Annotated in this window: 11 protein-coding genes; 5 read left to right on the forward strand and 6 right to left on the reverse strand. The window is 50.2% G+C overall.

The window, feature by feature from the left end:
• Nucleotides 1-143: 143 nt before the first annotated feature.
• The 6 genes from RN22_RS17140 to nhaC all read right to left on the reverse strand — a co-directional run bounded on the left by RN22_RS17140 (nucleotide 144) and on the right by nhaC (nucleotide 7,887).
• A complete protein-coding gene (locus RN22_RS17140) occupies nucleotides 144-1,142 on the reverse strand; it encodes a DUF2955 domain-containing protein (RefSeq protein ID WP_046306149.1) in 999 nt (332 codons plus the stop codon).
• 17 nt (nucleotides 1,143-1,159) lie between these two features.
• Nucleotides 1,160-2,284 carry an HlyD family secretion protein gene (locus tag RN22_RS17145; protein WP_046306109.1) on the reverse strand — a complete coding sequence of 375 codons (1,125 nt, stop codon included), beginning with the start codon at nucleotides 2,282-2,284 and terminating at the stop codon, nucleotides 1,160-1,162.
• A gap of 190 nt (nucleotides 2,285-2,474) precedes the next feature.
• A complete protein-coding gene (locus tag RN22_RS17150) occupies nucleotides 2,475-3,239 on the reverse strand; it encodes an enoyl-CoA hydratase-related protein (RefSeq protein ID WP_046306111.1) in 765 nt (254 codons plus the stop codon).
• Nucleotides 3,240-3,254: 15 nt separating this feature from the next.
• Nucleotides 3,255-4,592, reverse strand: coding sequence for a membrane protein (locus tag RN22_RS17155; protein ID WP_046306113.1), 1,338 nt, complete (start codon nucleotides 4,590-4,592; stop codon nucleotides 3,255-3,257).
• Nucleotides 4,589-6,217: an amino acid adenylation domain-containing protein gene (locus tag RN22_RS17160; RefSeq protein ID WP_046306115.1), complete on the reverse strand. Its 1,629-nt coding sequence runs from the start codon at nucleotides 6,215-6,217 to the stop codon at nucleotides 4,589-4,591. Before RN22_RS17160 ends, RN22_RS17155 begins: the two co-directional genes overlap by 4 nt.
• Before the next feature lie 236 nt (nucleotides 6,218-6,453).
• Nucleotides 6,454-7,887, reverse strand: a complete 1,434-nt coding sequence (gene nhaC / locus RN22_RS17170) for a Na+/H+ antiporter NhaC (RefSeq protein ID WP_002541169.1) — start codon at nucleotides 7,885-7,887, stop codon at nucleotides 6,454-6,456.
• A gap of 653 nt (nucleotides 7,888-8,540) precedes the next feature.
• On the opposite strand from nhaC, the gene rbsD reads away from it, so the two are divergent.
• The 5 genes from rbsD to rbsK all read left to right on the forward strand — a co-directional run bounded on the left by rbsD (nucleotide 8,541) and on the right by rbsK (nucleotide 13,545).
• Nucleotides 8,541-8,960 (forward strand): D-ribose pyranase, encoded by a 420-nt coding sequence (gene rbsD, locus RN22_RS17175; protein WP_046306119.1) that lies wholly within the window; start codon nucleotides 8,541-8,543, stop codon nucleotides 8,958-8,960.
• Between the two features lie 34 nt (nucleotides 8,961-8,994).
• Entirely contained in the window at nucleotides 8,995-10,500 is a 1,506-nt protein-coding gene (rbsA, locus tag RN22_RS17180; RefSeq protein ID WP_002541172.1) for a ribose ABC transporter ATP-binding protein RbsA, read from the forward strand.
• Nucleotides 10,497-11,477: a ribose ABC transporter permease gene (rbsC, locus tag RN22_RS17185; RefSeq protein WP_046306121.1), complete on the forward strand. Its 981-nt coding sequence runs from the start codon at nucleotides 10,497-10,499 to the stop codon at nucleotides 11,475-11,477. The genes rbsA and rbsC overlap by 4 nt, the downstream gene beginning before the upstream one ends.
• 91 nt (nucleotides 11,478-11,568) lie before the next feature.
• Nucleotides 11,569-12,447 carry a ribose ABC transporter substrate-binding protein RbsB gene (rbsB, locus tag RN22_RS17190; RefSeq protein WP_002541175.1) on the forward strand — a complete coding sequence of 293 codons (879 nt, stop codon included), beginning with the start codon at nucleotides 11,569-11,571 and terminating at the stop codon, nucleotides 12,445-12,447.
• A gap of 177 nt (nucleotides 12,448-12,624) precedes the next feature.
• The gene (gene rbsK / locus RN22_RS17195) at nucleotides 12,625-13,545 is read left to right on the forward strand and encodes a ribokinase (RefSeq protein ID WP_046306124.1); all 921 of its coding nucleotides are present in this window, start codon (nucleotides 12,625-12,627) and stop codon (nucleotides 13,543-13,545) included.

Raw genomic sequence — 13,545 nt, forward strand, 5'->3', positions numbered from 1 at the left:
TACACCAGCGATTTAATTTATTCACATTCATCATTTTGACCAACCTGAAACTCATTAATTCAAGCTAACGATAATACTATCGTTTAGAAAGTTATAACTGTCATCAATAAAAAAATCAAATTGAGAAGACGTCGACAAATCTTTTACCCAAACCGCCTTTGGGTAGGTTGAAGCAGAATTAAAACGCAGGTTCCCAGTAGCACGGCTGCCATGATGGACAGCAACCTCTTGCCGTCTTCGATGAAAGCACTTCCGGCGTTTTGGGTAATACCGTAATAAATCAGCACGACGAAGCCAGAATATAAAAGTTGAATGGTGTTGAAGCTGGCGCGCTTGGTGGCGGCATGGATTCCCATCAACAAGGCACAGATGATGGTCACACTGACGTGTCCGATAAGGTTGGTTTGAAGCAGATTCATTAAAAGCACAGGAAGGGCATAGAGAAAGCCAGCATACGTTGCCAATAGCCTGCGAACGCCGTAATTGTGGCCAGCGGAGGGATCGGGGTCTTTGATGATTAGTGCAACAGTAATGGTGACAATGGTGCTCTGAACCAAATCAAAGCTGATCGCATTCACCAGCACAATGAGTACCACGGCGGCTTTGAAAGCGATATGCCAGATTTCCGTATGAATGGGCTGGTGGGGAGCAGGAACAGGATCGGGGGCAATAGGGTCGCCGCCCGGCACCAGAAAATAGCCGAGGTAGGCAGTAAAACCCGCAATCAGTATGTTCTTCATTAAAGCCAGCGGGATCTGACTGACATCAAGGCCTTTCTGACGGGAAAACACGGCAATCATCGCGGTCGATACAATCAAGAGCGTTGCCAGTAAATCCTGCGGGTTTTCACGTGCGCGCTGCATGCACCAGTAAAATACTACAAACAGTACACAGTAATAGACCAAGGGCTGGTCTATCAGAAGGTTACTCAAGGCCCCCTGAAACCAGGCGGTGGCAAACAAGATGGCTGCCATCAGAAACACCATGATAAGAGGCGGAGGCTTGGGTGATGTCGTCAGGAATACCGCACAAATCGCAGGTGCAAGAAGCGGAATGTCTGTGCCAAAAACATGCTGCCAGAACAGAAGCAGCACAGGAAAAACAGCAACACGGATGATTCCGTTACCACTGTTTCTAAACATGGCTTGATGAGGCATAACTAAGAGACATAGCTCAGGTAGCTCCAAAGCCAGGTCCAGGTATCCAGTAGCAACTCACCAATGGTTGACTGCCCAGGGTAGAAGCTGACTGTAGCGCGACCGCCGTAGCGAAGCTGGATATCTGCCGGCAAATCAAAGTAGCGGATATTGACGGGAAACCGCTGCGAATGCTGTATGCCAGTTGGTGAATCAAACAAACCACTGTTGCTATCGACTTGCAGGCTGCCATTACCGCTGCTTCCCCAGCCAACGGAAGTGACTTCTCCATGGAAAATCTCGCCGGGGTAAGCATCAAACACAATCTTAACCACGGTACCTTTCTTCACGTAAGCCAAAGAGTTCTCCGTGACCATGGCAGTGAGCCAAAAATGACGATTATTGATAAACGTCAGGAGCGGTTTACCTGTCGCCGCGAAATCTCCCGCAGACAGGTTCATGTTGGTGATCACCCCTGCAGCGGGCGCTCGGATATCTGTGTAGGAAAGGTTGAGCAGTGCTTGGTCTAAATTGTTCAAGGCGGTTTTTACTTGTGGGTTGCTTTCTCCTTTGGGGCCCAGTTCCTGTTGCGCTTTCGCTAGATCAGCCGTGGCCTGAGCCAGACTCGCTTTAGCGGCATCAAGAGACGCTAAACTGTCATCCAGCGTTGCCTGACTGACGACGCCACGTCTTGCCAGTGCCATGTTTCTCTCTGCATGTTGTTTGGCATTGCTGACTTTTACGCGGGCGGCAACTTCATTGGCTTTCGCAGCGTCAATGGCGGCAGAATCGGCATTCACGGATTGTGTGGATTGTTGAAGCGCCAATCTTGCTGCGTTGACGTTCAATTCGAAGGGTTGTTTGTCGATGGACATCAGAAGTTGGCCACGCTTAACCTCTGCATTATTGAGGATTGAAATGGCAGAGATTGGTCCTGAGATTTGCGGGCTTATGCGTATCAGTTGCCCATTAACGCGGCCATGATCTGTCATGGGCGTGACGCGATCTGCCCACAGCGTATAGAACCAAATAACCAGCGCAGCCCCGATCAGGTAGTAAGTGAAACGGCGGGCGCTACTGGCGGCTTTTGGCTCGTTAGCGGCAGCGGGTGTGTTTTTCGCCTCCTGCGGCGGATTGCTTTCATTCATTGAAAACGCCTCGAATACAGATCAGAAAGGGCTGCTGAGGATACTCAACAGCCCCTAATAACAAAAAGTTGCATAGGAGAGTGTATCGAGCGGTGAAACAGGAAGTTGTCTAAAGTTAGATACTAGCCAGAAGTAGAATCACGCGATAAAAAAAGCGCTCAGGACAAGCGCTAAAAACAGAAACGAGATGTCAGTTTCCAATGAATTGCGGTTGTCGTTTTTCGATGAAAGCTTGCATGCCTTCTTTTTGATCTTCCGTAGCAAACAGCCCATGAAACGCGCGGCGCTCCATTCGAACCCCATCTTCCACAGACAGTTTTTCTGCGTTTAGCACGCACTCCTTTGCCAGTAGAACCGCGGGCTTGCTATATCGTGCGATGGTTTTAGCGGCTTCGAGCGTTTCTTGCATTAATTGTCCATCTGGCACTACACGGGAAACCAATCCTGCGCGCTCTGCTTCAACGGCATCCATCATTCTGCCCGTCAGGATCATGTCCATGGCTTTGGATTTTCCGACCAGCTTAGTGAGGCGCTGGGAACCGCCCATGCCGGGAATGACACCGATGGTCAATTCAGGCTGACCAAAACGTGCAGATTCTGTGGCGAATATGGTGTCGCACATCATGGCGAGTTCACAGCCTCCTCCCAGCGCATACCCGGACACGGCAGCAATGATTGGCGTGCGGATACGGGTAAACGCCTCCCAGCCTCCGAAGTAATCATTTGCTGTCATTTCCTGATAGCTCATCTCTGCCATTTCACTGATGTCGGCGCCGGCAGCAAAGACCTGTTCAGAGCCCGTCACCACGAAACATCCGACATTCGGGTCTGCGTCATAGCTTGTTAATGTTTCCATCAGCTCTTCGAGAAGTGGCGTACAGAGTGCGTTGCGTTTCTCTGGACGGTGCAGTTGGATGATGACTACATTGCCATCGACTTCTGTTTTGATGTTCATCGTCAAAGCCTCTTATTAAGAATCCCAAATGGCGCCGTAAGCGGGAATGCCGCGGCTTTCCATGCCATACACCACTTGTCTGGTCAGTTTTTGGTTAGAGATACAAATCACGGCTTCCGCATCAAAAGCCTGATAGGCGGCATATGCGAGTTGTACCATGTCAGGTTTGCCAAGCTCATCGGTATCCCATATCAGAGCGTCAGGCTGTGCAGCGAGAATCTCATCGACGAGGGCGTCGCCGTAGGTTTTTCTCGGATTACGCGTTGACCACACCAACTGCATCGGAAGCTTTTGGGCTAACAGGTGAGGGAGACATGGCCCAATGCCACTGCCTGTTGCCACGTACACCACGCGCTTGAACAGCACTTCAATATTCGCCACACCCGCAGTCGGAATGCCTTTCACCCAAACGTGGGAAGGTTTGTCGTCAATTAGCTTCCCCGTCCAATCTCCGGCGCGTGACACGGTCAGACGATAGCCTGGTTCATCTGGTGAAGGGACATTAGCAAAGTGGTGCCATTCCATCAGAGGTGAACGGCTTATTGCCATGGAAGAGCCAGCAAATGGCGTGACTCCATAATTGAACTTCAACAGCGCAACATGGCTAGACGGCGTGGTGATCTCAACGGGCACCCTACGAAGGCGAAGCCAGGGCAGGAGAATGCTGAAGGTCATGATACTGAGCAACCAGACTGAAGGGGTTTGCTGGGCAAAGTCCCACAGTGGTTGCGCTGGATTCTGGTCGCTGGCAATCGACAACGTTTGCACCCAGAACAGGATAAGCACGGACCACCCCGCAAAGCGGTGAGAGGCTTCGAAGGCATTGTGATATTTCTTGCGAATGTTTGGCATTGCCATCGCAATCATCACCACTAACAAGCCAATGATTCCGAGCGTCGACCACAGGCTGAGATCTGACACTGGGCTGAGGGCGTGCATTTTTTGGTAGATGATGGCACCGGTAAACAGCGCAAACCAAAGGCTACCGTTGATAGCACAGCCAGAATGCAGACCACCGTGGTGATAGATCTTACCCAAATGCCATCGAATAGAAAGCGGCCAGGTCACAGGCGCGCGGGTGGCCAGCCAGAACAATAAGTTGATCGTATATTGCTGGCGAACCAACACCGCAACAAAGAAATTGCCGATCACCATGTTGCTCAGACTGGTAAGGTCGAGATGGTTTCGGTTAAACCAATTTCCTTCCGTTATCCCATAAGCCAGCCAACCAAAGTTCACCAGAGATATAACAATCACCAGACGAAAATAATGTTCCAGTGCAGGATATTTCCACACGCGTTGCAGTAACCCCTGCTTTGCCGGTAATTCGGTTTCTGAGTAGGGAGCCATCATGCATTACCTTCCTTGGTTGATTCCATGGCAGTGTCAAAAAGGGAGAGCAGTTGGCGTTTGTCGATTTTGCCCCGGTCTGTGAGGGGTAACTCATCACATGCAATTACGCGGATTGGAACGGAGTAATAGGGAAGATGAGTAGCCACATGGTCGATTGCAGTTTGCTCATCCACACTCGACGGCACCACGAAAGACGCCAAATGCCTGTCGTCCACTTTTAGGGTGACGGCCAGTCGGCATTCCTCCAGGTTTTCCAGATGGGAGGAGACCGAATCTAACTCGACACGGAAACCTCTGACTTTGACCTGATCGTCGGTGCGACCAAAGTGCTCCAGCTCTCCCTCTAGGTTCCAGCGCCCTAAATCGCGGGTGCGGAACATCACGTGTCCATCACCCAGGAAGGGGTCAGGGCGATAACGTGCCTGACTCAGTTCGACATTGGCGAGATAACCTTTGGTGACACATATGCCGCCCGCCCACATCTCGCCCACTTCACCAATGCTGCAGGGCTCGAGGTTATCGTTAAGCACATACACAGTATTGTTCGGTGTTGGTTTTCCAATGGTGAGTCGGTCACCGGGTTTGAACAGTTTTGCGGTGTTAATAATGGTTGTTTCGGTTGGGCCGCAGGAGTTGTAGAAATCGCATTTCGCCCCCCAGATTTCTGCCAGTGGCACTGGGCAAGGTTCGCCAGCTACCGCGACCGTTCTTACGTCGGGGCATGCCTCCGGGTCTATCTGTCCCAGAATCGAAGGGGTCGCAATAATTACGTCAGCGTTGCTGGCGGCTTGCTGAATGGAACTGTCGCGGATAAGGAGAGTAGCGCCATGACACAATGCAACATAGATTTCCCATGCTGACATATCAAAAGCAATGCTCAGGATCTGCCCGACCCGCATGCCCGGTTTCACGCCGAGGTTCCCCGGTGATGTCATGACGATGTTGGCGACATTTTTGTGGGTGACCTGCACGCCATTGGGTCTTCCGGTCGTGCCAGAGGTGAACAAGACAAAACAGACGTCATTGGGTTTGGTAATCCGCTTTCCACCCGCTTCCATAGACTTAAATTCAGGTGATTTGAGCAATGTATCCAGCTCTAAGCGGATAGTGCCGTCTGAATCGGGCAGGTCGTGCTTATGTTTGGAAAGGGTAAATACGACCCGGATGCGGGCGACATCAATGATATGGGAGAGTTGGGATTTCGGTGCGACACCGGCGTCTTGGGGCACATAATTGGCACCAATCTTCAAACAAGCCAGCATGCCTACCAGCATGGGAATTGAGCGTGAAAGAAAAATGCCGACTGAGTCGCCGGATTTCACTTTCAGCCGTTGCAATAAGGTGGCGAGCTTTTCGGCCTCGGCGTCCAGCTCACGATAGGAAATCGTTTGTCTGCCATCAATCGCGGCAATTGCAAAAGGCGTTTCCCTCGCATGGTGTTCGATTGCCATGCTCAAAGTGGGAAACGAAGGTTTAACTGAAGGACCTCGGCCAAAAGAGACAAACTGCAGACGCTCTTGCTGACTGAGCTTTGCAAGTGGTGATAGGTTGAAGAACTGTCCTGGCTCATTGGTATTGCCGCCAGGTGTAGGCGGACAAAATACCGAGTTAACAAGAACTGTCATGGATAAACACTCCCTAGAGCTTGCTTAGCTGAATACCTTCAGCGCTGATGTGTGTTGCTTTAGGAAACGTTAATGAACAAATCTCTCAAATTTCTCACAAAGAAATCACAATTCATTCTTCGTTCGAAATTTTTGATGAAGAAGGCAGGCATTGGTGTTGAAAGGAAAGACATTTTTTGTATTTATCATAATAAAAAGGCTGCCCATGGCAGCCTTAAAGGTATATTGAAACTACATCATATGTTTCGTTCAACTGAAGCTTCTGGCGCTTCTTGCTGATCGTCAATTTTCCACATGGTCCAACCCATCACACCAAACAGAATGGTCACGAGTGGGGAGATCCAGCAGAAGAAATTGAATGGCAAGTAGGCCAGCGTGGCAACGCCCAATGTGGCTGCCTGATAAGCACCACCAGAGTTCCAAGGAACAAGGTTAGCCGTGACGGTGGCCGAATCTTCCACCGCGCGGGAGAGGTTTTCCGGTGCAAGCCCACGTTCTTTGTAAGCTTCCGCATAACTTCGCGCACTCATCACGATCGCCATGTATTGGTCACACAGAATCAGGTTGGCGCCAATACCGGTGAGCACAGTAGAAACCACCAGTGAACCCGTGGATTTTGCAGCAGCGAGGATCTTGTCTGCAATCACGCGAAGTTGGTTAGTCCGCTCCATCACACCACCAAACATCATGGCAACGATGATCAGACTGATGGTGTACATCATGGAATCCAGGCCACCGCGTGACAGCAGTGAGTCCACATCGCCGATACCGGTTTCAGAGGTATATCCACCAAAGGCTACGCTGGCAATAGCGTTGTAATCAGCCCCTTGAAGACCAGCAGCACATATCGCACCAGCAATTACACCCAGCGCAATTCCTGGAATGGCGGGCATCTTCTTATAAGACACGAACAGCACAAGAAAGAGGGGAAGGAATAAAACGGGATTAATGAAGAAGGTACTGTCTAGTGTCGTCAGAATACTATTGATACGCTCAATGTCGCCGCCTGATGCGCTGTATTTGAGTCCCAACACCGCTTCGATAACCAGAGTGATCGAAATGCTCACACCCGTGGTGTACGACATGTGTTTGATGTGGGTGAACAGATCCGTGCCCGCCATGGCTGGCGCCAGGTTGGTGGTGTCAGACAGGGGAGACATTTTGTCGCCAAAGTACGCGCCAGAAAGTACCGCACCTGCAACCAGCGGAAGTGGGAAGCCAAGGCCGCCACCCACGCCCATCAGTGCCACACCGATAGTCCCTGTGGTACCCCAGCTTGTACCGGTTGCGAGTGAGGTGACCGCACAGATAATCACACATGCAGGCAGGAAGATTTCCGGTGCCAGAATTTGCAGGCCGTAGTAAATCAGTGTCGGTACGACACCAGCGAGTATCCAAACACCGATAAGGGCGCCAACAATCATCAATATGATCATTGCAGGCAGGGCGTTGTAGATACCGTTCACCATGCCGGATTGAATATCTTTCCATGAAAAGCCACAGCGAAGTGCAACGACACTGGCCACGACGACACCTAACAACATGGGAACCTGTGGGTCGAGTCCGTAAATGACGATGGAAACGCTGATGCCGACAACAAGGGAAAGAAGCGAGATGATCGCCTCCCAGAACATGGGCGCACGGGCACCCTCTGGAATATCAGTCTTCATGTTACCTCCAGATGTTTACATATATAGACTGAGGGTGCGGTGGGTTCTTATTGGAATTCACCGCAAGTATGAGGGTCAGTAGTGTTGCGTTACTTATCTGGGACGAGTGAGTAGCGGTTTCGGCGGGTGATCGTATCCGACTTCAGTGGGCATGGGTTTCGTCCTGTTGCTCACTGTGAAACGTATTGCTGCGCATTGACCTTTTATGGGTAAAGCCTTACTGCCTCAAGGTTCATCGTAAGGCGCTGCCAGCGGCTTCGGAGTTCTATAAATGAGATGTGTTAATAAAATGTTTGATTTTTTCCTTGGTATGTATTCGTTTTCTGTTGAAATCGGTATCTTTCGCTTTTTTTGTACTGGTGTAATCGATCTCAATTAGAGTAATCATCTTTCAATGTGCGTCTAATAATGGCTCTGTTTGAGATTTAGAAACGCTATTTCGCTTTCTTGCTGACAGTGAGTCAGCTCAAATTTCCCTGCCCAAATGTCTAAAGATAAGCGATCAAAATCACGCCTGAAAATTTCTTATAAAGACGAATCGAAACGTTTCGATTACCGTCAGCGAAACGTTTCGATGAGATCGGTTTTCCAGCCAAATTTCCCAAGTCAGGTTGGTGGTTCATCGATTAATGACCGCTGTAAGAAGGTTAAGAATGAAAAAAAGTTCCTTACTGAACTCTGATATCGCACACCTAGTCTCTACGCTGGGTCATACCGACGAATACACCATTTGTGATGCCGGTTTACCCATTCCTCAACATGTCGCGCGCATTGATCTGGCATTGACTCACGGTGTTCCGGGCTTTCTGGAGACGGTGCGTGTTGTGCTGACGGAGTCTCAGATCGAAGGGATCATCCTGGCAGAAGAGTTCGTGACAGTAAGTCCTGATTGCCATGAAGCACTGATTCAGGAAATCCGTAACGAAGAAACACGCAGCGGTAAATCGATTTCCATCCAATACCTTTCGCATGAGGAATTCAAAGAACGCACCAATGACAGCCATGCGGTGATTCGCACTGGTGAATGCACACCTTATGCGAACGTGATTTTCCAAGCTGGCGTGGTTTTCTAAACGCTTTGAATTTGAGTGAGACGAGGACATTCCTATGACTCAGGCAATATTGCAACTCAGCGAGATTGAGAAAGCTTTTCCCGGGGTGAAAGCGTTGGATAAAGCCAGCCTCAACGTTTATCCAGGCCGTGTGATGGCGCTGATGGGAGAGAACGGTGCAGGCAAATCGACGCTGATGAAAGTGCTGACTGGCATTCACGCGTTGGACGGTGGCTCGATTCATTACGAAGGCAAAGAAGCAGCATTCAAAGGGCCACGTGATTCGCAGCAGGCAGGTATCAGCATTATCCATCAGGAGTTGAACCTGATCCCTGAACTGACGATTGCTGAGAACATTTACCTCGGCCGTGAATTCACTGGCCCATTCGGCCGCGTGCTTTGGGAGAAGATGTACGCCGAAGCCGATAAATTGCTGGCACGACTGAACGTGAAACACAGCTCAAAAACCTTGTTGGGTGCGCTGAGTTTGGGCGAACAGCAAATGGTGGAGATTGCCAAAGCACTGTCGTTTGAATCTAAGGTCATCATCATGGATGAACCAACAGATGCATTGACTGACACCGAAACAGAATCGCTGTTCAAGGTCATCCGTGAGCTCCGGGACGAAGGCTGCGGCATCGTTTATATCTCTCACCGTCTGAAAGAAATCTTCACTATTTGCGATGATATTACTGTGCTGCGTGATGGCAAATTTATCGGCGAATGTCAGGTGAAAGATATCGATGAAGACCGCCTGATTGAAATGATGGTGGGCCGCAAGCTGGAAGAGCAATATCCGCGTATTGCAGTGACCCATGGCGACACTTGTTTGGAAGTGAAAAACGTTTCCGGTGTGGGTGTAAAAGACGTCAGCTTCACCCTGAAGCGCGGAGAGATTCTCGGTGTGTCCGGCCTGATGGGTGCAGGTCGCACTGAACTGATGAAGGTGATATACGGCGCGCTTTCACGCGACGGCGGCGACATCATACTCAATGGCAAAACCGTTAACCCAATCAGCCCACGTGATGGATTGATCAACGGTATTGCTTACATCTCTGAAGATCGAAAAGGCGATGGTCTGATTCTGGGACTGTCAGTGAAGGAAAACATGTCGATTTGCTCTCTGGACAAGCTGAGCAAAGGTATGCAAATCCGCCACAACGACGAAGTCATGGCTGTCGACGATTTCATCCAACTCTTCAACATCAAAACCCCAACCCGCGAGCAGCTTATCGGCAACTTATCTGGTGGTAACCAGCAAAAAGTCGCGATTGCCAAAGGCCTGATGACCAAGCCGCGCGTGCTTATTCTCGACGAGCCAACCCGTGGCGTCGATGTGGGTGCAAAGAAAGAGATCTATCAGCTAATCAACCGATTCAAAGCAGAAGGTATGAGCATCATTCTGGTTTCTTCCGATATGCCGGAAGTGCTTGGAATGAGTGACCGAATTATGGTGATGCACGAAGGCCGTATCACCGGGGAGTTCGATGCCAAAGATGCCGATCAAGAAACATTACTGGCCTGCGCTGTAGGTAAATACGTTAAGAAGGATGCAGCATGAATAGTAACGCCGTAACCCAATCAAAAGCTGAAGGTAAAAAGCTGTTCAGCAAAGAGTGGTTGATAGAACAGAAATCTCTTGTTGCGCTTCTTTTTCTGATTGTCGTGGTGTCGTTTTTAAACCCGAACTTCTTTACCGTCGACAACATTCTGAACATTCTTCGCCAGACGTCGATTAACGCGATTATTGCGGTAGGTATGACACTGGTGATCCTGACCGCAGGGATCGACCTGAGTGTGGGTTCAGTTCTCGCGCTGTGTGGTGCATTTGCCGCAACACTGATTGCGATGGAAGTGCCTGTGCTGGTGGCAGTGCCAACCGCGCTCTTTGCTGGTGCGGTACTGGGAGCGATTTCCGGCATCATTATCGCCAAAGGCAAAGTGCAGGCGTTTATTGCCACGCTGGTCACCATGACACTGCTGCGCGGTGTGACCATGGTTTACACCGAAGGCCGTCCAATTTCTACCGGTTTTACTGATACCGCTGATGCGTTTGCCTGGTTCGGTACTGGCTACGCACTGGGTATTCCGGTTCCAGTCTGGTTGATGGTGATTGTGTTTGCAGCGATCTGGTACCTGCTGAACCACACCCGTTTTGGTCGCTACATCTATGCGCTTGGTGGTAACGAATCTGCTACCCGCCTGTCCGGTATCGATGTCGACAAAGTGAAGATCGGTGCTTACGCAATTTGTGGCCTGTTGGCAGCTCTTGCAGGCATCATCGTAACGTCACGTCTTTCTTCAGCACAACCTACCGCAGGTATGGGCTACGAACTGGATGCGATTGCTGCAGTGGTACTGGGTGGCACCAGTCTGATGGGCGGTAAAGGCCGCATCATGGGTACCCTCATTGGCGCGCTGATCATCGGCTTCCTCAATAACGCCCTGAACCTGCTGGACGTTTCCTCCTACTACCAAATGATTGCCAAAGCGACGGTGATTCTCGCGGCGGTCATGGTCGACAACAAAAACAAGTAACCCTACGAATCCAATATTAAACCAACGATTTACGTGTAGAACGCGCCGGTGTCCCCCTCACTGGCGCATCAAAAACAAAAGGATGAAGACAATGAAAAAACTATCCATGCTTATCTCAGCCGCTCTGCTTTCCTCAACAGTTTCCGTGGCTGCACAAGCGCAAGACACCATGGCGATTGTTGTGTCTACACTGAACAACCCCTTCTTTGTCACCATGAAGGAAGGTGCAGAGAACAAAGCAAAAGAGCTGGGCTATGAGCTGATTGTTCTGGATTCCCAAAACGACCCGAGCAAAGAGCTTTCGAATGTGGAAGATCTGACCATTCGTGGCGTTAAAGCGATTCTGATCAACCCGACGGATTCCGCAGCAGTTTCTAACGCTATCCGCATTGCGAACCGCAGCGAAATCCCAGTTCTGACATTAGACCGTGGTGCGCAGCGCGGCGAAGTGGTGAGCCATATTGCGTCTGACAATGTGGCAGGCGGCGAAATGGCGGGCAAGTTCATCATGGAGAAAGTCGGTGAGCAGGCTAAGGTCATTCAGCTGGAAGGTATTGCTGGTACATCAGCAGCGCGTGAACGTGGCGAAGGCTTCATGAAAGTGGTGGATGGCGGATCAATGGAATTGCTTTCGAGTCAGCCTGCTGACTTTGACCGCACTAAAGGTCTGAACGTTATGGAGAATATGCTGGCAGCTAACCCGGATGTTCAGGCTGTATTCGCGCAGAATGATGAAATGGCATTGGGCGCATTACGTGCGGTGCAAGCGTCAGGCAAAGACGTGATGATTGTTGGCTTTGATGGCACCGATGACGGCATTGCAGCGGTAAAACGTGGCAAACTGGCGGCAACCATCGCTCAACAGCCTGAATTAATTGGTGCTATTGGTGTTGAAGTGGCAGATAAAATGCTGAAAGGCGAGCCGGTTCAAAAATCGATTCCTGTTCCGCTAAAAGTGGTCACTCAGTAAGTCTAACAGGGAAAACCTCAGCCAGACCCTCCCCTTGTAAATGGGAGGGTCTGTGAGTCCTCCGGCTTTGAGGGAGAGTGCAGAACCGATTGCTTTAGATTCTTGATAAAGAGCCTAAATCACTCAGTTTTTTAGTACAACAATAAGGTCTCCCTGAAGGAGGCTGAGGATAGCGCGATGAATAAGTTAGTGGTTTTAGGGAGCGTTAACGCAGACCATGTATTACAGGTGCCTTCTTTTCCCCGTCCGGGTGAAACCCTGCATGGTCGCAATTATCAGGTGATTCCCGGTGGTAAAGGCGCAAACCAGGCTGTGGCTGCAGCGCGTTTGAAAGCTGACATCGGCTTTATTGCCTGTGTGGGCGACGACCCATTCGGCGTGAATATTCGCGAAAGCTTCAAGTGCGATGGCATCAATATCAGTGGCGTGAAAATGCAGGCAGATTGCCCAACGGGTATCGCCATGATTCAAGTCTCTGATAGCGGCGAAAACAGCATTTGTATCTCTGCAGAAGCCAACGCCAAATTGACGGCAGAAGCCATTGAACCTGAACTTGAACGCATTCGTCATGCTGAATACTTGCTGATGCAATTGGAAACACCGCTGGATGGTATCGAGTTGGCAGCTCAAATTGGCAAGCGCCATGACACCAAAGTGATTCTGAACCCTGCTCCTGCCCGCGAATTGCCTGAAAGTTTGTTGGCTTGTATCGACATCATCACGCCAAACGAAACAGAAGCAGAAGTGCTGACGGGCGTGAAGGTGGAAGATGATGCATCAGCAAAAGCGGCAGCAGACATACTGCATGGGAAAGGCATTGAAACCGTGATGATCACGCTGGGCGCGAAAGGTGTGTATGTCAGCCAGAATGGCGAAGGTCAAATCGTGCCAGGATTCCGTGTAGAAGCAACGGACACCACTGCAGCAGGCGACACTTTCAATGGTGCATTCGTGACTGGTCTAATGGAATCAATGCCTTTAGAATCAGCGATTAAGTTTGCTCACGCAGCAGCGGCGATTTCTGTGACACGCTTTGGTGCCCAGACATCGATTCCCACACGTGATGAAGTGGACGAATTCCTAAAAGCACACGCCTGA

This window comes from Grimontia sp. AD028 (assembly GCF_000973155.1).
GTDB classification, from domain to species: domain Bacteria; phylum Pseudomonadota; class Gammaproteobacteria; order Enterobacterales; family Vibrionaceae; genus Enterovibrio; species Enterovibrio indicus.

Coding starts and splice junctions, on each gene's coding strand:
- rbsC (WP_046306121.1), top strand. CDS start 10,497: ATGAATAGTAACGCCGTAACCCAATCAAAAGCTGAAGGTAAAAAGCTG.
- rbsA (WP_002541172.1), top strand. CDS start 8,995: ATGACTCAGGCAATATTGCAACTCAGCGAGATTGAGAAAGCTTTTCCC.
- RN22_RS17140 (WP_046306149.1), bottom strand. CDS start 1,142: ATGTTTAGAAACAGTGGTAACGGAATCATCCGTGTTGCTGTTTTTCCT.
- RN22_RS17150 (WP_046306111.1), bottom strand. CDS start 3,239: ATGAACATCAAAACAGAAGTCGATGGCAATGTAGTCATCATCCAACTG.
- rbsD (WP_046306119.1), top strand. CDS start 8,541: ATGAAAAAAAGTTCCTTACTGAACTCTGATATCGCACACCTAGTCTCT.
- RN22_RS17160 (WP_046306115.1), bottom strand. CDS start 6,217: ATGACAGTTCTTGTTAACTCGGTATTTTGTCCGCCTACACCTGGCGGC.
- rbsB (WP_002541175.1), top strand. CDS start 11,569: ATGAAAAAACTATCCATGCTTATCTCAGCCGCTCTGCTTTCCTCAACA.
- rbsK (WP_046306124.1), top strand. CDS start 12,625: ATGAATAAGTTAGTGGTTTTAGGGAGCGTTAACGCAGACCATGTATTA.
- RN22_RS17145 (WP_046306109.1), bottom strand. CDS start 2,284: ATGAATGAAAGCAATCCGCCGCAGGAGGCGAAAAACACACCCGCTGCC.
- nhaC (WP_002541169.1), bottom strand. CDS start 7,887: ATGAAGACTGATATTCCAGAGGGTGCCCGTGCGCCCATGTTCTGGGAG.
- RN22_RS17155 (WP_046306113.1), bottom strand. CDS start 4,592: ATGATGGCTCCCTACTCAGAAACCGAATTACCGGCAAAGCAGGGGTTA.